Origin of the sequence: Mycolicibacterium lacusdiani (assembly GCF_021916785.1) — a bacterium.
Lineage (GTDB): Bacteria > Actinomycetota > Actinomycetes > Mycobacteriales > Mycobacteriaceae > Mycobacterium > Mycobacterium lacusdiani.
Window position 1 is genome coordinate 91,320 of record NZ_JAKCFC010000014.1, and the last position, 19,971, is coordinate 111,290.

20 protein-coding genes and 2 tRNA genes are annotated in these 19,971 nt (G+C 68.6%); 8 read left to right on the forward strand and 14 right to left on the reverse strand.

Going from position 1 to position 19,971, the window contains the following annotated elements; genetic code table 11:
* Positions 1 to 471: 471 nt before the first annotated feature.
* Complete coding sequence (locus LOK44_RS28465) at positions 472 to 1,200, reverse strand: hypothetical protein (RefSeq protein WP_237573436.1); 729 nt, start codon at positions 1,198 to 1,200, stop codon at positions 472 to 474.
* Between the two features lie 507 nt (positions 1,201 to 1,707).
* On the opposite strand from LOK44_RS28465, the gene LOK44_RS28470 reads away from it, so the two are divergent.
* On the forward strand, positions 1,708 to 2,460 hold the full coding sequence (locus LOK44_RS28470; RefSeq protein WP_237573437.1) for an enoyl-CoA hydratase: 753 nt from the start codon (positions 1,708 to 1,710) through the stop codon (positions 2,458 to 2,460).
* Between the two features lie 58 nt (positions 2,461 to 2,518).
* Here LOK44_RS28470 and LOK44_RS28475 read toward each other — a convergent pair whose 3' ends face one another.
* The 5 genes from LOK44_RS28475 to LOK44_RS28495 are packed head-to-tail and all read right to left on the reverse strand — an operon-like array spanning position 2,519 to position 8,588.
* Complete coding sequence (locus LOK44_RS28475) at positions 2,519 to 3,325, reverse strand: HpcH/HpaI aldolase/citrate lyase family protein (RefSeq protein ID WP_283817946.1); 807 nt, start codon at positions 3,323 to 3,325, stop codon at positions 2,519 to 2,521.
* Positions 3,322 to 3,819 carry a MaoC family dehydratase gene (locus tag LOK44_RS28480; RefSeq protein ID WP_237573439.1) on the reverse strand — a complete coding sequence of 166 codons (498 nt, stop codon included), beginning with the start codon at positions 3,817 to 3,819 and terminating at the stop codon, positions 3,322 to 3,324. The genes LOK44_RS28475 and LOK44_RS28480 overlap by 4 nt, the downstream gene beginning before the upstream one ends.
* Complete coding sequence (locus tag LOK44_RS28485) at positions 3,819 to 5,021, reverse strand: acyl-CoA dehydrogenase family protein (RefSeq protein WP_237573440.1); 1,203 nt, start codon at positions 5,019 to 5,021, stop codon at positions 3,819 to 3,821. Before LOK44_RS28485 ends, LOK44_RS28480 begins: the two co-directional genes overlap by 1 nt.
* Positions 5,018 to 6,997, reverse strand: a complete 1,980-nt coding sequence (locus LOK44_RS28490) for an acetyl-CoA carboxylase biotin carboxylase subunit (protein ID WP_237573491.1) — start codon at positions 6,995 to 6,997, stop codon at positions 5,018 to 5,020. Before LOK44_RS28490 ends, LOK44_RS28485 begins: the two co-directional genes overlap by 4 nt.
* Positions 6,998 to 7,037: 40 nt before the next feature.
* The gene (locus LOK44_RS28495) at positions 7,038 to 8,588 is read right to left on the reverse strand and encodes a carboxyl transferase domain-containing protein (RefSeq protein WP_237573441.1); all 1,551 of its coding nucleotides are present in this window, start codon (positions 8,586 to 8,588) and stop codon (positions 7,038 to 7,040) included.
* Between the two features lie 92 nt (positions 8,589 to 8,680).
* Here LOK44_RS28495 and LOK44_RS28500 point away from each other — a divergent pair, with 92 nt between their 5' ends.
* Entirely contained in the window at positions 8,681 to 9,307 is a 627-nt protein-coding gene (locus LOK44_RS28500; protein ID WP_237573442.1) for an SACE_7040 family transcriptional regulator, read from the forward strand.
* On the opposite strand, the gene LOK44_RS28505 is transcribed toward LOK44_RS28500, so the two are convergent.
* Complete coding sequence (locus LOK44_RS28505; protein WP_237573443.1) at positions 9,304 to 9,459, reverse strand: DUF6131 family protein; 156 nt, start codon at positions 9,457 to 9,459, stop codon at positions 9,304 to 9,306. The two genes, LOK44_RS28500 and LOK44_RS28505, sit on opposite strands and share 4 nt — an antisense overlap.
* Positions 9,460 to 9,504: 45 nt before the next feature.
* Positions 9,505 to 9,705 (reverse strand): hypothetical protein, encoded by a 201-nt coding sequence (locus LOK44_RS28510; RefSeq protein ID WP_237573444.1) that lies wholly within the window; start codon positions 9,703 to 9,705, stop codon positions 9,505 to 9,507.
* Between the two features lie 145 nt (positions 9,706 to 9,850).
* On the opposite strand from LOK44_RS28510, the gene LOK44_RS28515 reads away from it, so the two are divergent.
* Positions 9,851 to 10,627 (forward strand): MmpS family transport accessory protein, encoded by a 777-nt coding sequence (locus LOK44_RS28515; RefSeq protein ID WP_237573445.1) that lies wholly within the window; start codon positions 9,851 to 9,853, stop codon positions 10,625 to 10,627.
* On the opposite strand, the gene LOK44_RS28520 is transcribed toward LOK44_RS28515, so the two are convergent.
* Positions 10,598 to 11,923, reverse strand: a complete 1,326-nt coding sequence (locus LOK44_RS28520; protein WP_237573446.1) for an MFS transporter — start codon at positions 11,921 to 11,923, stop codon at positions 10,598 to 10,600. The two genes, LOK44_RS28515 and LOK44_RS28520, sit on opposite strands and share 30 nt — an antisense overlap.
* Positions 11,924 to 11,956: 33 nt before the next feature.
* On the opposite strand from LOK44_RS28520, the gene cmrA reads away from it, so the two are divergent.
* Positions 11,957 to 12,763 carry a mycolate reductase gene (gene cmrA / locus LOK44_RS28525; protein ID WP_237573447.1) on the forward strand — a complete coding sequence of 269 codons (807 nt, stop codon included), beginning with the start codon at positions 11,957 to 11,959 and terminating at the stop codon, positions 12,761 to 12,763.
* Positions 12,764 to 12,769: 6 nt separating this feature from the next.
* Here the strand turns inward: cmrA and LOK44_RS28530 are convergent, their stop codons facing one another.
* Positions 12,770 to 14,332: a helicase HerA-like domain-containing protein gene (locus tag LOK44_RS28530; RefSeq protein ID WP_237573448.1), complete on the reverse strand. Its 1,563-nt coding sequence runs from the start codon at positions 14,330 to 14,332 to the stop codon at positions 12,770 to 12,772.
* Positions 14,333 to 14,424: 92 nt separating this feature from the next.
* On the opposite strand from LOK44_RS28530, the gene orn reads away from it, so the two are divergent.
* Together orn and LOK44_RS28540 are read left to right on the forward strand one after the other, a co-directional pair.
* Positions 14,425 to 15,072: an oligoribonuclease gene (gene orn / locus LOK44_RS28535; protein WP_237573492.1), complete on the forward strand. Its 648-nt coding sequence runs from the start codon at positions 14,425 to 14,427 to the stop codon at positions 15,070 to 15,072.
* A gap of 42 nt (positions 15,073 to 15,114) precedes the next feature.
* A tRNA-His gene (locus LOK44_RS28540) sits at positions 15,115 to 15,187 on the forward strand.
* Positions 15,188 to 15,252: 65 nt separating this feature from the next.
* Here LOK44_RS28540 and LOK44_RS28545 read toward each other — a convergent pair.
* Complete coding sequence (locus tag LOK44_RS28545; protein ID WP_237573449.1) at positions 15,253 to 16,476, reverse strand: L,D-transpeptidase; 1,224 nt, start codon at positions 16,474 to 16,476, stop codon at positions 15,253 to 15,255.
* A 174-nt stretch (positions 16,477 to 16,650) separates the two neighbouring features.
* Between LOK44_RS28545 and LOK44_RS28550 the strand changes: the two genes are divergently transcribed.
* Positions 16,651 to 16,726, forward strand: a tRNA-Lys gene (locus tag LOK44_RS28550).
* 540 nt (positions 16,727 to 17,266) lie between these two features.
* Here the strand turns inward: LOK44_RS28550 and LOK44_RS28555 are convergent.
* On the reverse strand, positions 17,267 to 17,494 hold the full coding sequence (locus tag LOK44_RS28555; RefSeq protein WP_237573450.1) for a DUF3618 domain-containing protein: 228 nt from the start codon (positions 17,492 to 17,494) through the stop codon (positions 17,267 to 17,269).
* Positions 17,495 to 17,614: 120 nt separating this feature from the next.
* Between LOK44_RS28555 and bcp the strand changes: the two genes are divergently transcribed.
* Positions 17,615 to 18,088, forward strand: coding sequence for a thioredoxin-dependent thiol peroxidase (gene bcp / locus LOK44_RS28560; RefSeq protein ID WP_237573451.1), 474 nt, complete (start codon positions 17,615 to 17,617; stop codon positions 18,086 to 18,088).
* Positions 18,089 to 18,095: 7 nt separating this feature from the next.
* On the opposite strand, the gene LOK44_RS28565 is transcribed toward bcp, so the two are convergent.
* Entirely contained in the window at positions 18,096 to 19,451 is a 1,356-nt protein-coding gene (locus tag LOK44_RS28565) for a dipeptidase (protein WP_237573452.1), read from the reverse strand.
* A 107-nt stretch (positions 19,452 to 19,558) separates the two neighbouring features.
* Complete coding sequence (gene acpS, locus LOK44_RS28570) at positions 19,559 to 19,954, reverse strand: holo-ACP synthase AcpS (protein WP_237573453.1); 396 nt, start codon at positions 19,952 to 19,954, stop codon at positions 19,559 to 19,561.
* Positions 19,955 to 19,971: the final 17 nt, after the last annotated feature.

The following is a 19,971-nucleotide window of genomic DNA, read 5'->3' on the forward strand; positions in this document are numbered from 1 at the left end:
CGATCGGAACGCTGACGCCTGGAACGCCCACTCCGGGAATCCCTGCCGTCACCGCTCCCGGCGCACCGGCAACGACTGGGGCTGCGGCAGGCGCACCGCCCACCACGGCACCCGAGTTCTCGATCGTGGCGGCGGCAGGAACCTCAACGGCTGCCGGCACTCCCACCTCGACCGCGCCCGTGGCTGGCGCGCCGCCCACGACGCCCCCGCCGCCCGGTGCCGCGATTGCGGCAGCGTCCAGGACCGGCGCGGCCACGGCACCTGCGTCTGCGACCGGCGCCGCAACGGCGGCGGCATCGACCACGGGCGCGGCTACCGCACCTGCGTCAGCGGCGGGCACGGCTACCGCTCCGCCATCGACTACCGGCGCACCGCCACCGACGGGAGCACCACCACCAACCGGTGCGCCACCACCGACCGGAGCGCCACCGCCCACCGGAGCACCGCCACCAATGGGCGCGGCCGCCGGAATCACCTCACCAACCGGAGCACCACCACCAACCGGGGCTCCGCCACCAACCGGAGCACCGCCACCAACAGGAGCACCACCGCCGACCGGGGCGCCGCCACCGACCGGAGCTGCCGCCGGAATCGCCTCTCCGACAGGGGCTCCCACGCCCGCTGCAGTGTCGATCGGCGCGCCTGCACCGGTACCGGCCGCGTCGACGAGTTGTCCCACATCAGCACCACCGCCGCCGACACCTGCACCACCGCCTGCGCCTGCGCCGCCACCCGCTCCTGCACCGCCGCCATCGCCGACGACACCGGCGCTGGCGTCAACCGCGCCCAGAGGTGCCGCCGCGCCCGCGTCGCCACCGACGACACCCGATGCGGTCTGCAGTGCGGCCGCATCCGCTCCACCGAGACCACCGGCACCGCCACCTCCGCCTGCACCAGCCGCACCGCCGCCTGCACCACCACCGGCTGCTCCACCGCCACCACCTGCGGCTCCGCCACCACCGGCGCCCGCTCCACCACCAGCTCCGGCGCCACCACCGGCAGCTCCGCCACCAGCTCCGCCGGCACCACCGGCCGCGCCCGCACCACCAGCTCCTCCACCACCACCGGCAGCTCCGCCACCAGCAGCGCCGCCACCAGCGCCCGCACCGCCACCGGTCGCGCCCGCACCACCACCGGCCGCGCCCGCACCACCAGCTCCTCCACCACCACCCGCAGCAGCGCCGCCAGCTCCCGTCCCACCACTAACGGCCGCGGCGTTCGTCGCCGGCGGGATCACTACCGGCGTGGCCGGCGCGCCTGCGCCGGTCAAGGCTGACGCGGCACTCTGAAGGGTCTGGGGAACGCCGGCCGGCGTCGATGTGAACTGCTGGAACATGTTCGAGCAGGGCACACCTCCGCTACCCGCTGATTGGTGAGCCGGCTCAGCCGTGCTCACCGCGCTCGGCAAGATCATTGGCCAGCACATTGCCGTGATTGCCACTGCACTCACGGTGAGGCGCTTGCTCGTCGGTGCCATTTGTCCTCCAGCTCTTCAGACCCTGTGGTCAAGCTGAAGGTAGGACCGGTTTATTTATTTGCACGTTAGACAATATGGGCGTTTATGAATCCGTTGCGAAGGTGAACCGCGTCCGTGACCGGAGAGGGGAAACCGCAGGTAATTGGGCTGAGTGACGCCACGGACCACCCGTCGCAGGTCCCGAACGGCCCTTCTGCTGTCACCAACGGGCGCGTCACTACGCTGAGACGATGCCCGATCTCGTACTGACGCAGGTCGAGGACCGCGTCGCGCTCATCACCGTCAACGACCCGGATCGCCGCAACGCAGTCACCGCGGAGAGTTCGGCCCAACTACGCGCCGCCGTCGAAGCCGCCGAGGCGAACACCGAGGTACACGCGGTCATCCTCACCGGGGCGGGCAAGGCATTTTGTGCCGGCGCCGACCTCACCGCACTCGGTGCCGCGACAGAGGACGGACTGCGCGTGATCTACGACGGTTTCCTCGCCGTCGCGCAATGCACCCTTCCGACGATCGCCGCAGTCAACGGCGCTGCCGTCGGGGCGGGCCTGAACCTGGCGCTCGCCGCCGACGTCCGGATCGCTGGGTCTGCAGCGATGTTCGACCCGAGGTTCCAGAAGTTGGGCATTCACCCCGGCGGCGGTGCGACGTGGATGCTGCAACGCGCAATTGGGCCGCAGGCTGCCCGCGCAGCGCTGCTGTTCGGCATGCGGTTCGACGCGGAAAGCGCTGTGCGACATGGACTTGCGCTCGAGGTCGCCGACGATCCCGTCGCTGCCGCGCGGGCGCTTGCCGCGGGCCCGGCGTCGGCGCCGCGCGACGTCGTCCTCGCCACCAAGGCGTCCATGCGGGCTACGGCCAACCCCGGCACCGTCGACCTGGATCAGCACGCGCAGGCAGTCGACGTCGAGATCGGCCCACAGGCGCGGTCGATCGAATCGCCGGAGTTCGCAGCGCGTCTGGCCGCCGCCAAGCGCAAGTAGGCGATTCGTGGAGTGAGACCTGCGCTCAGCGCGGGTGATACTCCACGAATCGCTCGACTCAGGGGGCCAACGCGACGATTCGCTCGGCCCGTCGCAGCACGGGGGCGTCCACCATCAGGCCCTCGTACTGGAAGACACCGCGCTGATCGCGTGCCGTGTCCAAGACGCGGCGTGCCCAGTCGATCTGCTCGTCGGTCGGCGTGTACGCCGAGCGAATCACCGCCACCTGGGTCGGATGGATCGCGACCTTGGCGTCGAAACCCACCGCCACCGCGTCGTCGCTCTCGGCACGGAGACCGTCGAGGTCGGAGATGTCGAGGTACACCGAGTCCAGCGCCAACCGGCCGTAGGCCTTGGCCGCGAGCAGGGTCTGCGAGCGGACGTGCTGCGCGACGTCGCGGTACCTGCCGTCGGGCCATCGGTTCGCGGTGCCGCCGGTGACGGCGAACAGGTCCTCGGCACCCCACATCACCGCGACAGCGTTGTCGATGCGCGCGGTCTCGGTGACGGCGAGAGCGCCCAACGGGGTCTCGACGAGCACCACGACGTCGAACGGCGCGAGCGAACGTACCTGCTCCGCGGTCTCGGTCTTGGCGAGCATTACGGTCGTGTAATCGGTTTGCGTGAGGGTCTTCATGTCGAGGGCGTGGTCCGGCGTCGTCACCGGGTTCACCCGCACGACGGTCTTCGCCGGGTCGAGCCGGGTCTCGGCGAGCGCTCTGCGCGCGGCCTCCCGGTCCTTGGCGGCGACGCCATCCTCGAGGTCGAGGATCACGACGTCGGCCGCCGCCGCGGCCTTCTCGAACCGCTCCGGGCGGTCGGCAGGACAGAACAGCCAGCCTGGTCCGTTGGTGCCGAGCATCAGGACTCCTCCGCTGGCCGCTTGCGCACCATGGTCTTTCGCGACGCAGTGGCCACCACGTCGCCGTGCTGATTGCGCCCGACGTGGGAGAACGTGACGATGCCCTCACCCGGCCTGCTCTTCGACTCGCGCTTCTCGAGCACCTCGGTCTCGGCGTAGAGCGTGTCGCCGTGGAACAGCGGCTTGGGGAACGCCACTTCGCCGAAACCCAGGTTGCCGACGATCGTGCCCTGCGTCAGCTGCGCGACCGACAGCCCGACCAGCGTGGAGAGCGTGAACATCGAGTTGACCAGCCGCTGGTTGAACGGTGGCAATGCATCGGAGAACGCGGCGTCGAGGTGCAGCGCCTGGGTGTTCATCGTCAGCGTGGTGAAGAAGACGTTGTCGGCCTCGGTGATGGTGCGCCCGGGCCTGTGCTGGTACAGCACACCGGTCTCGAACTCCTCGAACCACAACCCCCGCTGGGTGACAATCCTCTTCTGCGTCTCATCCGTCATTACAGCCCGGCCTCCCTGGCAATCAGCATCAGCTGCACTTCGGTCGTGCCCTCACCGATCTCGAGAATCTTGCTGTCGCGGTAGTGCCGCGCCACCGGGTACTCGTTCATGAAGCCGTAGCCGCCGAACACCTGCGTGGCGTCGCGTGCGTTGTCCATGGCGGCCTCACTGGAGACGAGCTTCGCGACGGCGGCAGCCTTCTTGAAGGGTTTGCCGGACAACATGAGTGCGGCCGCGTCGTAGTAGGCCGCGCGGGCAGCGTGCGCCCGTGCCTCCATGCGGGCGATCTTGAACGCGATCGCCTGATAGGTCCCGATGGCCGCACCGAAGGCCTGACGCTCCTTGGCGTACCGGACGCATTCGTCGACGCAACCCTGCGCGGCACCGACCGACAGCGCCGCGATCGCGATGCGGCCCTCGTCGAGGATGCGCAGGAAGTTGGCGTAGCCGCGACCCTGCTCGCCGAGCAGGTTCTCCTGCGGCACGCGGACGTCGTCGAAGCTCAACGGATGGGTGTCGGAGGCGTTCCAGCCGACCTTGTTGTACGCCGGTTCGGCCGTGAAGCCCTCGGTGGGCACCGGCACCAGGATCGACGAGATCTCCTTCTTGCCGGGCCGATTTCCCGAGTCGCTCCGCTCCTGCCCTCCGGAACCCTCGCGTTCACCGGTGACCGCGGTCACGGTCACCAGCTTGGTGATGTCCGTGCCCGAGTTGGTGATGAACTGCTTGGTGCCGTTGATGACCCAGTGGCCGTCGTCGAGCTTGGCGGTGGTCTTGGTGGCGCCCGCATCGGAACCGCCGCCTGCCTCGGTGAGGCCGAATGCCCCCAGCGCCTTGCCACTCGCCAGCAGCGGCAGCCACTCCTGCTTCTGGGCGTCGTTGCCGAAGCGGTACACGGGCATGGCGCCCAGTGACACCCCGGCCTCGAGGGTGATCGCAACGCTCTGATCGACCTTGCCGAGTTCTTCCAGCGCCAGGCACAGCGCGAAGTAGTCGCCGCCCATGCCGCCGTACTCCTCGGGGAACGGCAGGCCGAACAGACCCATGTCGGCCATGCCGGCCACCACCTCGTAGGGGAACGAGTGCTCGGCGTCGTGCTTGGCCGCCACGGGAGCGACGACGCTCTGCGCGAAGTCGCGCACGGTCTTGGCCAGCTGTTCGTAGTGGTCCGGCAGAGTGCCGGTGGACAGAAAGTCGCTCATTGTTCGGACTCCTTGTTCGACACGGTGATTCGGGCCAGCGGCTGGCCCACCTTGACTTGGTCGCCGACGGCGACGAGCAGTTCGACGACGCCGTCCACGGGCGCCGAGAGGGCGTGTTCCATCTTCATGGCCTCGACGGTGACGACGACGTCCCCCGACGTCACCGAGGCGCCGTCCTCGGCGCCCACCGCGACGACCGATCCTGGCATCGGGCTGACGAGTTCGGCGTCTCCGGCGTGCGCGTCGTCGGGACGGACCGGCGCCTCGCGGACCTCCTCGACCGCCGTGGTGCGGCCGGCACCGTGCAGCCAGGTGACGTGCTCGGCGGCGGCAACCACGTACTCCGTCCGCAGCCCGTCGAGGGTGACGGTGAGGTCTCGCCCGGCGAGCGTGGCTGCCAGGGAACGAGATTCACCATCCTCGATCCGGGCGGTACCCGCGGACGGGGTTCCGGTGAGGTGCACGTGGTCGGTGCGCTCGCCCGCTCGCAAGCGGATCGTCGTCGCGGCGTGAACGCCGGCGCGCCAGCCCGAGGGTAGCGACCACGGGTCGTTGTCGGCCCCGGCCCAGCGCTGCAGCCAGTGATGGACGGCGGCGGCGATGAGTTCGTCGTCGTCGGCGGGTGATCCGCCGTAGTCGGGCAGGCGGCGGTCGAGCAGCCCGGTGTCCAACCGTCCCGCCGCCACGTCGGGGTCTGCCAGCAGGAAGCGCAGGAAGTCGACGTTGGTGGCGACCCCGAGTACGGCGGTACCGGCCAGGGCGCGGTCCAACGCCCGCAGGGCGCCTTCCCGGTCGCCGGCATGGGCGATGACCTTCGCCAGCATCGGGTCGTAGTCACTGCCGACGACGGTGCCCACTCGGATGCCTGAATCGTTGCGTGCGAGCGGGCTTTCGACGACGTCGAGTACCGTGCCGCCCGTGGGCAGAAAGTCCCGTGCCGGATCCTCGGCGTAGACGCGCGCCTCGATGGCGTGGCCCGAGAGCACGACGTCGTCCTGCTCGAGCGTCAGCTGCTCCCCCGCCGCGATGCGAACCTGGAGTTCCACGAGATCGGTGCCGGTGACCAGTTCGGTGACCGGGTGCTCGACCTGCAGGCGGGTGTTCATCTCCATGAAGAAGAACTCGTCGGGCTGGTCGGCCGAAACGATGAATTCGACCGTACCGGCACCGGTGTAGTCGACGCTGCGCGCGGTGTCGCACGCCGCCGCCCCGATGCGCGCCCGCGTCGCCGAGTCGAGCAGCGGTGAGGGCGCCTCCTCGATCACCTTCTGGTGACGGCGCTGCAGGCTGCACTCGCGCTCCCCGAAGTGCACGACGTTGCCGTGGCCGTCGGCGACCACCTGCACCTCGATGTGCCTGGGATTCAACACGAAGCGTTCGATGAACAGCGTGTCGTCGCCGAAGGCCGCGGCGGCCTCGCGGCGTGCGGAGATCAACGCGGCAGGAAGGTCGGCGGCCGCATGCACCACTCGCATCCCCTTGCCGCCACCGCCTGCCGACGGCTTGACCAACACGGGGAAGCCGACCTCGCCGACGCCGCCGATCAGGTCGTCGTCGGTGAGCCCCGGGCGCGAGATGCCCGGCACCACCGGCACGCCGAACGCCGACACCGCCGCCTTGGCGGTGATCTTGTCGCCCATGGTCTGGATGGCGGTGACCGGTGGGCCGATGAACGCGATGCCCGCGTCCCGCAGCGCCGCAGCGAATTCGGCGTTCTCCGAGAGGAATCCGTATCCGGGGTGGACGGCCTGGGCGCCCGTGCGGCGCGCGGCATCGACCACTGCGGCGATGTCGAGGTAGCTCTGTCGCGCCGGGGCGGGGCCGATCCGCACCGCGACGTCGGCTTCGGCGACGTGCAGTGCCCCGGCGTCGGCGTCGCTGAAGACGGCGACCGACCTGATGCCCATCGCGCGCAGGGTGCGAATCACCCGCACGGCGATCTCGCCTCGGTTGGCCACGAGCACGGTATCGAACATGGCGTCGCCCCGGGTATCGAACACGTTGAGAGTCATTGCCTCACATCCTGAAGACGCCGTAGGACACCGGCTCCAGCGGCGCATTCGCGGCGACCGAGAGCGCAAGTCCCACCACGATTCTGGTGTCCGCCGGGTCGATGACGCCGTCGTCCCACAGCCGCGCGGTCGAGTAGTAGGGGTTGCCCTGGTGTTCGTATTGCTCGCGGATGGGCGCCTTGAACGCCTCCTCCTCGTCGGCCGTCATGTCCCCGCGCACCGTGGCCAGCACCGAGGCGGCCTGCTCGCCGCCCATGACCGAGATGCGCGCGTTGGGCCACATCCACAGGAACCGAGGCGAATAGGCCCGCCCGCACATGGAGTAGTTGCCCGCGCCGTAGGAACCGCCGATGACCACCGTCAGCTTCGGCACCCGAGCGCACGCCACGGCCGTGACCATCTTCGCCCCGTGCTTGGCGATGCCGCCCGCCTCGTAGTCGCGGCCCACCATGAAGCCAGCGATGTTCTGCAGGAACAGCAGTGGCGTCGACCGCTTGTCGCACAACTCGATGAAGTGCGCGCCCTTCATGGCGGATTCGCCGAACAGCACGCCGTTGTTGGCGACGATCCCGACCGGGTGACCGTGGATGCGGGCGAACCCGGTGACCAGCGTGGTGCCGTATTCGGCCTTGAACTCGGTGAATTCGCCGCCGTCGACGATGCGTCCGATGACCTCGTGCACGTCGTAGGGCACCCGCGAGTCGATCGGCACGACGTCGTACAACTCCGCCTGATCGGCGATCGGGTCGACGGTCGGCGCGACGTCCCACGGCGTGGGTGTCCGCGGACCGAGGGTGGCGACGATGCGACGCACGATGCGCAGGGCGTCGCGGTCGTCGTGGGCCAGGTGGTCGGTGACGCCGGAGACCTTGGCGTGCAGGTCTCCGCCGCCCAGGTCCTCGGCGCTCACCACCTCGCCGGTGGCGGCCTTCACCAGCGGCGGTCCGCCGAGGAAGATCGTGCCCTGATTGCGGACGATGACGGCTTCATCGCTCATGGCGGGCACGTACGCGCCGCCTGCCGTGCACGACCCCATCACCGCGGCGATCTGCGGAATGCCCTGCGCGCTCAGGTTGGCCTGATTGAAGAAGATCCGCCCGAAGTGATCGCGGTCGGGGAACACCTCGTCCTGCCGGGGCAGGAAGGCGCCACCGGAGTCGACGAGATAGACGCACGGCAGCCGATTCTGGCCGGCGATCTCCTGCGCCCGCAGGTGTTTCTTGACCGTGATCGGGTAGTAGGTGCCGCCTTTGACGGTCGCGTCGTTGGCGACGACCATGCACTCGCGTCCCGAAACCCGCCCAATGCCCGCGATCATTCCGGCGCCGGGACATTCGTCGTCGTACATGCCGTCGGCGGCCAACGGGGCGATCTCGAGGAACGGCGAACCCGGGTCGAGGAGACCGTCGACCCGCTCACGCGGCAACAGCTTGCCGCGGCTGACGTGCCGTTCCCTGGACCGCTCCGACCCGCCGCGGGCGGCGGCGGTGAGCTTGGTCTGCAATTGCTCGACGAGAACGAGGTGTTGCTCGCGATGCGAAACCCGCGTCGCCATCGGGGCACCCACTTCAGTTGAGTTAATGGTGACTAACTCGTAGGATGTTAGTGACGATTAACCCAAATGTCTACCGGCTTCGAGGAGACGATGTGACGACCAGTGCGCGCGCCTCGTCGGCGGGGGCCGGTGAAACCTCCCGCAGCAGAGCCAAGTCGGATCGGCGCAGCCAGATCATCGCCGCCGCCGAGCGCCTGATCGCCGAGCGTGGGTATCTGTCGGTCCGGCTCGAGGACATCGGCGCCGCCGCCGGCGTCAGCGGACCGGCGATCTACCGGCACTTCTCGAACAAGGAGGGACTGCTCGTCGAGATCCTCGTCGGGATCAGCACGCGTCTGCTCGACGGCGGCACGAACGTCGTCCGGAACGCCCCCGATGCCGCGGCCGCCCTCGACGGGCTGATCGACTTCCACCTCGACTTCGCGTTCGGCGAGTCAGACCTCATCCGCATCCAAGACCGCGACCTCGGGCACCTGCCCGCCGCGGCCAAACGCCAGGTTCGCAAGGCGCAGCGTCAGTACGTCGAGATCTGGGTCGACGTGCTGCGGCGTCTCGACGGCGAACTCGACGAGGACGACGCCAGACTCATGGCTCACGCAGGCTTCGGACTACTCAACTCCACGCCGCACGCCATCAGACAGACGACGCCGCCACGGTCGTCGCGCGCAGTGTTGCGTGCGATGACCGTGGCGGCGTTGACGTCGCGTGGTCGGAACTAGTACCAGACTCTGCGGCCACCGACCGCGTGGCCGACTGCGCCGAGGATCCAGAACACCGCGCCGATCACCAGCGCGACGACTCCGATGTAGGTCAAGATCGGGACCGAGAAGATCAGTCCGAGTACCAGTAGGACGACTCCGAGTGCGATCACGATGAGCCCCTTCCATTCACGATCACGTGCATCGAGACGCGTCGATCACTGACTGGGCTCGGGGAGCTTGCAGTCGGTCACCTTCGGGTTGACGCCCGCGTAGTTCAGCGGACCTGCCACCACCGTCAAGGCGATGGTGCCCGCAGTGCCGCAGTTGTTCGCCGACGACTCGAAGTAGCCGCGTTGGAACGTGGCGACCACGCCGATCAACAGCCAGATGACAACGATGACGCTGAGAATCCGCATGATGGGCCTCCACTCCTGCGCGCCACCATGGCGCGTGATCTTGGTTTACCCTCGCGAAAAATTTGTTAAACGCTGTAAGCACCGGGGTTCGCGTCGCTGCCAGGCCCGGTGAGGCGCGGGTACCCTTGGCGCACATGAGGTGGGAATGACCGATCCAGGACGACGCGACGGGCCGGAGCCGACGCAGCCGTTGTCGTACGGCCACCCCGGTTACAGCGACCCGGCGTACGCCAACCAGGCCCCGTACGGGCCGTCGTACCCCAACCCGTACCAGGCCCCACCACCGCAGGGACACACGCAGAACCTGCCGCCCTACTCCCCATACGCCTACCAGCCGCCACCCACCGAGCAGTTCGGGATGCAGCCGGAGGTGCCGCCCGGCGATCCAGGCGACGGCGGACCCGGCCGCGGCATGTGGCTGTGGGCGTTGGCAGCGCTGTCGGTGGTCATCGTCGTCGGCCTCCTCATCGCGCTGGTGATCGTGAACAGTTCCCAGCAGGAGACCGTCGTGGCTCCGCCGAACGGTCCGACCGAGCCGTCGTTCAGCACGGCGCCCCGGACCACGACGCGCACTCCGACGACGACCGCGTCGCCCACCCCACTGCCGATCCCGCCGCCGGGGACGTCCACGGCGCCTGGCGAATCGGCTACGCCGGGAACCACCGAGACCGTCCTGTACGACGTGGCGGGCGAGGGACGCGCGATCAACATCACCTACATCGACAGCGGCGGCATGTTCCAGACCGAGTTCAACGTGGTGTTGCCGTGGAGCAAGGAAGTTCGACTCAGCGCCCCGGCACGGCAGTCCGCCAGCGTCAGCATCATCAACGTGGGCCGGGACATCAGCTGCTCGATCTCGGTGAACGGCACGCCAATTCAGCAACGCACGGGGTCAGGCCTCACTGTATGCAGTCCGGTGTGACGTAGGCGTCTTCACCAGCAGCATCGCCACCAGACCGAGCGCCAGCACGGTGAGCAGTCCGCCCATACCGGCGCGGTCGGTGCCGAACACCGCGATGAACGTCGCGAAGAACCACGGCGCGAGCGGCGCCGCGGCACGCCCTGTCGTGGTGTAGAGGCCGAACGCGGCCCCCTCCTTGCCCTCCGGCGTCAGGCGCAACATCTGCGTGCGCGCCGACGACTGGGTCGGCCCGACGAACAGACACAGCAGCAGACCACACGTCCAGAATCCGGCAGGACCGTCGAGGGTCATCAACACCGCAGCCACGACCACCATCGAGGCCAGCGACCCGACGATCACCGGCTTGGATCCGACCCGGTCGTCGAGCAACCCACCCAGCACCGCTCCCACGGCGGCGACGACGCACGCGCACACGCCGAACAGCAGCACGTCGGCCTGGGACAGCCCGTACACCGTGACGCCGAGAACCGCGCCGAACGTGAAGATCCCGGTGAGCCCGTCGCGGAAGATGGCGCTCGCGACCAGGTAGTAGACGATGTTGTGATCGCGGCGCCACTGATCGGACAATTCGGCCCACAACCGGCGGTAGGCGCCGAGAAAGGTGATCTTGGGACCGGTCTGCAGCGGGGTCTCGGTGCGTCGGGTCAGTAGCAGCGGCAGGGCGAACAGGGCGAACCACGCGGCGGTCAACAGCATCGCCAGCCGCACCGGCCAGCCGTCGGCGGCGGAGATCCCGAGCAGCCCGCGGGTGTCGCCCTCACCGGCGATCAACCCGAGGTAGACCATCAGCAGCAGCGCAACGCTCCCGAAATAGCCTGCTGCCGAACCGAATCCAGAGACCCTGCCTGACGTCGCGGGCGTGGACAGCTCACCGAGCATCGCGTTGTATGGCACCGTCGCCAGGTCACTGCACGCGGCGGTGCACGCCAACAGCGCCAGGCCGAGCCACAAGTAGGAGGGGTCGTCGCGGATCATGCTCAACGACGCCGTCAGCACGATCGCCGCACCCGTCAGCGCGGTCAGCACCCGGCGTCTGCGATGAACGGCGTCGACCCAGATACCCGTCGCCGGAGCCAGCACCGCGACCACCAGCCCTGAGATCGTCAGTGCCCGGCCCAGCCACTCCGCCGGCGTCGTCGACCCGCCGATGCCCTGGCCGACCTGCCCGGTGAGGTACACGGAGAACACGAAGGTGACGACGATCGCGTTCACACCGGTGGCGCCGCAGTCCCAGAGAGCCCACGCCGCAATGCGTGACCGCCCGGGAGTCGGCGAGCCCGGGTCGGGGCTGCTCATGGGTGCACTCTATTGGTCCCTACGATTGGCGCCATGCCAGTACCCGCTCCCCACCCCGACGCCCGTGCCGTCGTCACCGGCGCCTCGCAGAACATCGGCGAGGCGCTGGCGACCGAACTCGCCGCCCGCGGGCACCATCTGATCGTCACCGCCCGGCGCGAGGAGGTGCTGACGGCGCTGGCCGCCCGGCTGACCGAGCGGTACGGCGTGACGGTCGAGGTGCGCGCCGTCGACCTCGCCGACCCCGCCGCACGCGGCGCGTTCTGCGACGAGTTGGCCGGACGCCACGTGTCGATCCTGTGCGCCAACGCCGGGACCGCCACCTTCGGCGCAGTCGCGAAGCTCGACGCCCAGGGCGAGAAGGACCAGGTGCAGCTGAACGTCCTCGGCGTGCACGACCTGGTGCTGGCGGTGTTGCCCGGCATGGTGGAGCGCCGGGCAGGCGGCATCCTGATCTCCGGCTCCGCTGCGGGCAATTCACCGATCCCGAACAACGCGACGTACGCGGCGACGAAGGCCTTCGTGAACACGTTCAGCGAGTCGCTGCGCGGTGAGGTCAAGCCACTCGGCATCAACGTGACCGTGCTGGCTCCCGGACCGGTCCGCACTGAACTGCCCGACCCCGACGAGCAGTCGCTCGTCGAGAAGTTGATCCCGGACTTCCTGTGGATCGACACCGAGTACACCGCGAAGGTGTCGCTCGACGGCTTGGAGCGCAACAAGATGCGCGTCGTGCCGGGCGTGACGTCGAAGGCGATGTCGGTTGCGAGCGGTTACGCCCCCCGCTCGATCGTCACGCCGATCGTCGGCGCGGTCTACAAGAAGCTGGGCGGCGAGTAGCCCGGCTCAGCGCCGACGTCGGCGCCGGCCGGTGCCGAAGATGCTGCGGGTGATCTCGCGGCCGATGACGGTGCCGGCCGAGCGCATCGCGCTCTTGAAGGCCGGGCTACCGATCACCTTCTCCATCATCCCTGGCTCGGCTCGCTCGTCCGACGCCACTGGCCCGTCCCACTGCGGCACCGGTGGCGGCAGGTCGACGGGTTCCGGCGGGGCCACTCGGGCGCTGAGCCGCTCGTAGGCCGACTCCCGGTCGATCGTTTGCCCGTACTCCGCCTGCAACGGCGACGCCGTGGCCGCAGCGCTGATCGCGTCGGGGCCGATGGTGTCCATCAGAGAGCGCGGCGCGCGCATCCGAGTCCACGCGACCGGCGTCGGCGCCCCCGTCTCGGAGAGCACCGTGACCACGGCCTCGCCGATGCCCAACGACGTCAGCGCCTCGCCCAGGTCGTAGGCCGCGGTCTTCGGGTAGGTGCGCACGGTCTTCCTGAGCGCCTTCTCGTCGTCCGGGGTGAACGCCCGCAGCGCGTGCTGGATGCGCGCTCCGAGCTGCGAGAGGACGTCGTTCGGCACGTCGGTGGGGAGTTGGGTGCAGAAGAACACGCCCACGCCCTTGGAGCGGATCAGCTTCACCGTCTGCTCGACCTGCTCGAGGAACGCCTTGGACGCGTCGGTGAACAGCAGGTGCGCCTCGTCGAACACGAACACCAGGTTGGGCTTCTCGACGTCGCCCACCTCGGGCAGCGTGGTGAACAGGTCGGCGAGCACCCACATCAGAAACGTCGAGAACAGCACCGGCCGGGCGGCCTGATTTCTGAGTTCCAGCAGCGTGATGACGCCGCGGCCCTGCGCGTCGCGCCGCATCAGGTCCTCGGGCTCGAGTTCGGGTTCGCCGAAGAACGTGTCGCCGCCCTCGGCCTCGAGGTTGACCAGCGCGCGCAGGATCACCCCCGCGGTGGTGGTCGACACCGCGCCGAGAGCCTTCAGCTCCGGCTTGCCCTCGTCGCTCGTCAGGTACTGGATGACCGCGCGGAGATCCTTGAGATCGAGCAACGCCAACCCGTTCTGGTCGGCGAAGTGGAAGATCAAGCCGAGGGTCGACTCCTGGGTGGCGTTCAGACCGAGCACCTTGGACAGCAAGATGGGCCCGAAGCTGGTGACGGTGGCGCGCACCGGCACGCCGACGCCGCCGGTGCCGAGCGAGAGGAACTCGACGGGATACGCGGTCGCCGTCCACGCGTCGCCCGTGTCGGCGGCGCGCTGGGTCGTCTTGTCCCCCGCCGCACCCGGGCGCGACAGGCCGGACAGGTCGCCCTTGACGTCGGCCATCAGCACGGGCACGCCGGCCGCCGACAATTGCTCGGCGATCATCTGCAGTGACTTCGTCTTGCCGGTACCCGTCGCACCGGCGACCAGTCCGTGCCGGTTGACCGTGGCAAGCGGGATGCGGACCCGGGCCGACGGGTCGACCACGCCGTCGACGATCACCGTCCCCAGCTCGAGGGCGGGTCCTTCGAAGGCGTAGCCAGCGGCGATCTGCTGTGCGGGGGCGGTCGACGGGTCTGCTGTCATGCGGCGAACCCTAGTCGTGCCATCCGGCCGTGGGGGCACGTGAGAGGTGGTCGCGACGACACCGTCGGACGGTGGGAATACTGTGGAACCTCGTGCGCGACGAACTGGTGTGGATCGACTGCGAGATGACCGGCCTCGATCTCGGGTCTGACCGACTCATCGAGATCGCCGCCCTGGTGACCGACTCGGAACTCAACGTGCTGGGCGACGGCATCGACGTCGTCATCCACACCGACGACGAGGCGCTCGACGGCATGATCGACGTGGTCGCGACGATGCACCGCAAGTCGGGCCTCACCAACGAGGTGCGCGCGTCGACGACCAGCCTCGGTGCCGCCGAGGAGATGGTGCTGGACTACATCCGCACCCACGTCAAGGCCCCCAACACCGCACCGCTGTGCGGCAACTCCATCGCGACCGATCGGGGTTTCATCGCCCGCGACATGCCGACCCTCGACGGCTACCTGCACTACCGCATGATCGACGTCAGCTCCATCAAGGAACTCTGCAGGCGCTGGTACCCGCGGATCTACTTCGGCCAGCCCGAGAAGGGGCTCGCGCACCGCGCCCTGGCCGACATCCACGAGTCGATCCGCGAGTTGAAGTACTACCGCCGCACCGCATTCGTGCCTGCTCCGGGACCCGCGACCAGCGACATCGCGGCCGTCGCGGCCGACCTCGGGCCCGTCGGCAACGGCGAAGTGACAATCGATTCGGCTACCGAGCGTCCGAGCGGCTAGTATCTACGACGCCGCAGTGCCCACTTCGGGTCGGCGGCGATGGTGGCTGTAGTTCAGTTGGTAGAGCACCAGGTTGTGATCCTGGCTGTCGCGGGTTCGAGTCCCGTCAGCCACCCCGGTAACGGAACGGGCCCGCCGCACTCAGTGCGGCGGGCCCGTTTCGTTGGGTCCGGTTCGGGTCTAGACGTCGGCGTTGCCGGCCTTCCACTGCTCCCACGGGATGTTCCAGTCACCCAGGCCGTCGGTGCCCGGCAGGACCGATCCGACGGTATTGGTGACGTCGACGATGTCGCCGCGCTTGGTGTTCTCGTAGAACCACTTCGCGTTGCTCGTGCTGACGTTCAGGCAGCCGTGACTCACGTTGCTGTAGCCCTGGCTGCCCACCGACCACGGGGCGCCGTGGACGTAGATGCCGCTGTAGGACATCTGGGTCGCCCAGTCGACCTCGGTGCGGTAGCCGTTCGGCGAGTTAGACGGCACGCCGTAGGTCGAGGAATCCATGACCAGGTGCGAGTAGCGATCCCCGACGATGTACGTGCCGTTGTTGGTGGGCGTGCTGCTCTTGCCCATCGAGATCGGCATGGTCTTGATGACCTCGCCGTTGCGGCGGACGGTCAGCGTCTTCGTGTCGTCGTCCGCCGTGGCGATGACCTCGTCGCCGATGGTGAAGCGAGTGCTGACGTTGTCCTGCCCGAAAAGACCGTCGCCCAGGTCGACGCCGTAGGTGTTCACCGCGACCTCGACGATGGTGCCCGGCTTCCAGTACTGCGCGGGACGCCATCGGACCTCTTGGTTACTGAGCCAGTAGAACGCCCCATCCACCTCGGGGGTGGTGACGACCTTGATGGAGTTCTCCGCGGCCACCCGGTTTGGGATGTTCTCGTCGAACCGGATCGCGATGGGCTGGCCGACACCGACGACCTCGCCATCGTTCGGCAGGACGTAGGGCATCGTCAGGTTCTCGGGCGAGTGGGTCTGGAACGTCATCGACCGATTGGTGACGCCACCGAGACCGAGCGACTGAGCGTTGAGGGTGTAGCGCGCGTTGTAGTCGAGCGGATCGGTGGTGGTCCAGGTCAGCCCGTCCTTGCTGAGCGCGCCCACGACGTTGGCGCCGTCTTCGTCGGTCATGGTGACCGCGCCCAGCACCCCGTCCTCGGCCTGCACGGTCACGGGCGAGTCGACCGTCACCCCGACCGCTCCGTCGGTGACCGACGACGTCAGCTTCGGCACCAACAGATCGCCGAACGGCGTGCCCTTGTCGGCGATGGTCTCGGGCTGAGGCGCAGCGGACGGCGAGCTGTTGCAGCCGCTCAGTCCCAGCACCACGGCAGGCACCAGCAGAAGGGACACCATCAGCGCCGGGCGGCGACGCGGACGGGTCACCGAATGGACTCGCCACATGATTGGCTCCACCTCACGACTCAGGATTCAACGTGACGACGACCGGCGTCAGTTGTTGGCAATAGTCTAAGGGAAACCGCCGACAACGGCGCGATCGTTACATTTGGCCCTCGTGACGGTCGTCTGACGGCGTGATTTCACCTGCGCCGCGCCGCCTGTTATCGTCTCTCACGCGCGCCGTTAGCTCAGTTGGTAGAGCAGCTGACTCTTAATCAGCGGGTCCGGGGTTCGAAACCCTGACGGCGCACCACTCGAAGACCCCGCCACGGCGGGGTCTTCGTCGTTTCCCGACACCCTGGCCTCGGATGACGTAGCTCACAACTCGCCGGCTACCCCTTTGCCGCAACGCCCACCTGAAATTGCCGCTGACGCCCCGGCAATTTCGCCCATGCGCAGCTAGCAAGGCGTTTCTGGGTGTGCTGGATTCGCCTGCACAGCGGCGGTTTTGCCGCCGAATCGTATCGATACGGGACGTAGCGTAAGTCGTTGATCAGGCAGTTCGTCGCGTTTCACCGGCTACAAAGCCGGGTAAGCCTGGTACAGTCGGAGTTAGCTGGTGACCATCCGGGCAAGACGCCTGACAGCAGCTAACCGGGGAAGCGAGGTCTTAGCTAGATGAGAACATCCAGCGCATCGACCTCCACGCTTGCGGCCGAAGTCGATGACGAGGACGCGACGGCACCCGAACTCTTGGCGATCCACAATTGCAGCCGCTTGGGCCTGCGGGCCAACCCGCCCCGCTCCTGGTTCGCAAACCTCTTCAGGCCGAACCGCCGCTGAACTCGGCTGGTCAGCGATTCCTGACGCGCTTGACGAAGACGACGAGCACCACGGCACCCAGGCCGGCAAGCGAGGCTGCCACCGCGGGCTTCTTGACGAAGTCCAGCGCGGCGGCCTTCACGTCGTCGGCGATCCGACGGGGATTGGCGCGAACCGCCAGCGCATCCACCGTCGAGGCCAACTGATCGCGCGCCTGGTCGATATCCCGCTTGATGGTGTCCGGATCTCTATCCGCCACGTCAGCCCTCCAACTCGCCTCGCGCCTTGTCGCACTACCCTAGTTCAGGCGCTACCCCGTCGCGTCGCTCGCCCCGGCGACCGCCGACTGCGAGCACGGCCGAACCGAAGGGAATCACGCATGGCACCGACGCCCCGCCTCCAGGTAGGCGACACCGCCCCCGCGTTCAGCCTGACCGATGCCGACGGCAACACCGTCGCTCTCGGGGATTTCAAGGGTCGCAAGGTCGTCGTGTACTTCTACCCCGCGGCCTCCACGCCCGGGTGCACGAAGCAGGCCTGCGACTTCCGCGACAACCTCGCCGAACTGAACGATGCAGGCCTCGACGTGGTCGGCATCTCCCCCGACAAGCCCGAGAAGCTCGCCAAGTTCCGCGACAAGGAAGGCCTGACCTTCCCGCTGCTGTCCGACCCGGACCGCTCGGTGCTGACCGCGTGGGGCGCCTTCGGCGAGAAGACCATGTACGGCAAGACCGTCCAGGGCGTGATCCGCTCGACGTTCGTCGTCGACGAACAGGGCAAGATCGAGGTCGCCCAGTACAACGTCAAGGCCACGGGGCACGTCGCGAAGCTGCGCCGCGACATCTCGGTCTAGCCGCGTTCTACAGACCCCGGTCGCTGCGCTCCTGCCCGCCGGCAAGCGACTCCAACAGCAGCGCCTCGGCCGTCGCGGCGCGTTCCAGGACCCCGAGGTGCAGGCTCTCGTTGATGCTGTGCGCCTGCGTGTCTGGGTCCTCGACGCCGGTCACGAGGATCTTCGCCTCCGGGTAGGCCTTGGCGAACTCGGCGATGAACGGGATGGAGCCGCCTACGCCCGCGTCGATGGCGTCGGCACCCCACGCCTGGCGGAAGGCCGCACGCGCGGCGTCGTAGACCGGGCCGGTCGCGTCGATCGCATACGGCTGACCGACGTCGCCGGGGGTCACGGTCACCCGGGCACCCCACGGCGCGTGCTGCTCGAGGTGACGGGTGAGAGCCGCCAGGTGTTCGGCGGCGTCGCCCCCGGGAGCGACGCGCATGCTGACCTTGGCGCGCGCCCGCGGGATCAGGGTGTTCGACGCCGAGGCGATCGGCGTGGTGTCGATGCCGATCACGGTGATCGCGGGCTTGGCCCACAGCCGCTGCACCACACTGCCGGAACCGATCTCGCGGACGCCGTCGAGCAGTCCCGCGTCGCGCCGCACCCGTTCGGCCGGGAAGTCGACGTCAGCCGCCGACGCCTCGTGCAGACCCTCGACGGCGACGTTCCCGTCGTCGTCGTGCAGGCTGGCCAGCAGGCGGATCAGTGCGGTCACGGCGTCGGGCGCAACCCCGCCCCACATGCCCGAGTGCAGCCCATGGTCGAGCGTCGCCACCTCGACCACGCAATCGGCGAGGCCGCGTAGCGACACGGTAAGGGACGGGAGATCGGGACTCCAGTTGTCGGAGTCGGCGATCACGATGACGTCGGCGGCGAGTTCGTCCCGGTGCGCGGCGAGCATGGCGCCCAGCGACGGCGAGCCGGACTCCTCCTCGCCCTCGACGAACACCGTCACGCCGACGGGCGGGTTGCCGCCGTGGGCCCGAAACGCGGCCAGATGCGTTGCGATGCCTGCCTTGTCGTCGGCGGTGCCGCGGCCGTAGAGCCGGCCGTCGCGTTCGGTGGGTTCGAAAGGCGGCGAGTGCCACTGCGCGCGGTCGCCTTCGGGCTGCACGTCGTGGTGCGCGTACAGCAGGACCGTCGGCGCACCGGGCGGCGCCGGATGGTGCGCGATCACCGCGGGCGCACCGCCCTCGCTGATGATCCGGACGTCGCCGAAGCCTGCCTCGGACAACAACTTCGACACCGCTTCCGCGCTGCGCCGGACCTCGTCACGTCGCGCGGGGTCGGCCCATACCGACTCGATGCGGACGAGCGCCTCGAGATCGGCACGTACGGACGGAAGGACTTCGCGCACACGGGCAGCGACATCGGTCATGACACCCAGGCTAGTGGCACGCTCACCCAGCCACGAGCGTGCGTGAACTCGGCTCCGGACGCGGCGTGTCGTCCGCAGACACGCACGCTCGCGGGAAAGGGGAACCGCTAGGTGGGGGTCTCCAGGACGGCGACCGCCGCGGCGGTGTCGCGCTCGTGGGTGAGCGACAGGTGGATGGTGATGTCCTTCAGATGCTCGGCGATCGCGCCCGACAGCCGGACCTTCGGTCGGCCCCACATGTCGGTGACGATTTCGATGTCGCGGTGGATGCCCTCGGGCAGCATCGGCCGCTTGGAGAACCGTGACCCGGACCACGCCTTGATCACGGCCTCCTTCGCAGCCCACCGCGCGGCGAGATGCCTTGCCGCAGAAGAACTCTTGTCTGCAGCGTCGCGACGCTCACCAGGGGTGAACGTCTCCGCGAACACCGTTCCCGGCTGATCCACCTGTTCGGCGAAGTCCGGTATGGAGACCAGATCGATGCCCACTCCCACGATGCTCACGCCGCGACGCTACCCCA

Bases quoted from the DNA above. Each gene is read 5' to 3' on its own strand.
- LOK44_RS28530 (WP_237573448.1), bottom strand. From the start codon at position 14,332: ATGACAGCAGACCCGTCGACCGCCCCCGCACAGCAGATCGCCGCTGGC.
- LOK44_RS28490 (WP_237573491.1), bottom strand. From the start codon at position 6,997: ATGTTCGATACCGTGCTCGTGGCCAACCGAGGCGAGATCGCCGTGCGG.
- cmrA (WP_237573447.1), top strand. From the start codon at position 11,957: ATGCCAGTACCCGCTCCCCACCCCGACGCCCGTGCCGTCGTCACCGGC.
- LOK44_RS28520 (WP_237573446.1), bottom strand. From the start codon at position 11,923: ATGAGCAGCCCCGACCCGGGCTCGCCGACTCCCGGGCGGTCACGCATT.
- LOK44_RS28480 (WP_237573439.1), bottom strand. From the start codon at position 3,819: ATGACGGATGAGACGCAGAAGAGGATTGTCACCCAGCGGGGGTTGTGG.
- LOK44_RS28485 (WP_237573440.1), bottom strand. From the start codon at position 5,021: ATGAGCGACTTTCTGTCCACCGGCACTCTGCCGGACCACTACGAACAG.
- LOK44_RS28545 (WP_237573449.1), bottom strand. From the start codon at position 16,476: ATGTGGCGAGTCCATTCGGTGACCCGTCCGCGTCGCCGCCCGGCGCTG.
- LOK44_RS28515 (WP_237573445.1), top strand. From the start codon at position 9,851: ATGACCGATCCAGGACGACGCGACGGGCCGGAGCCGACGCAGCCGTTG.
- LOK44_RS28495 (WP_237573441.1), bottom strand. From the start codon at position 8,588: ATGGCGACGCGGGTTTCGCATCGCGAGCAACACCTCGTTCTCGTCGAG.
- LOK44_RS28470 (WP_237573437.1), top strand. From the start codon at position 1,708: ATGCCCGATCTCGTACTGACGCAGGTCGAGGACCGCGTCGCGCTCATC.
- LOK44_RS28565 (WP_237573452.1), bottom strand. From the start codon at position 19,451: ATGACCGATGTCGCTGCCCGTGTGCGCGAAGTCCTTCCGTCCGTACGT.
- LOK44_RS28510 (WP_237573444.1), bottom strand. From the start codon at position 9,705: ATGCGGATTCTCAGCGTCATCGTTGTCATCTGGCTGTTGATCGGCGTG.
- bcp (WP_237573451.1), top strand. From the start codon at position 17,615: ATGGCACCGACGCCCCGCCTCCAGGTAGGCGACACCGCCCCCGCGTTC.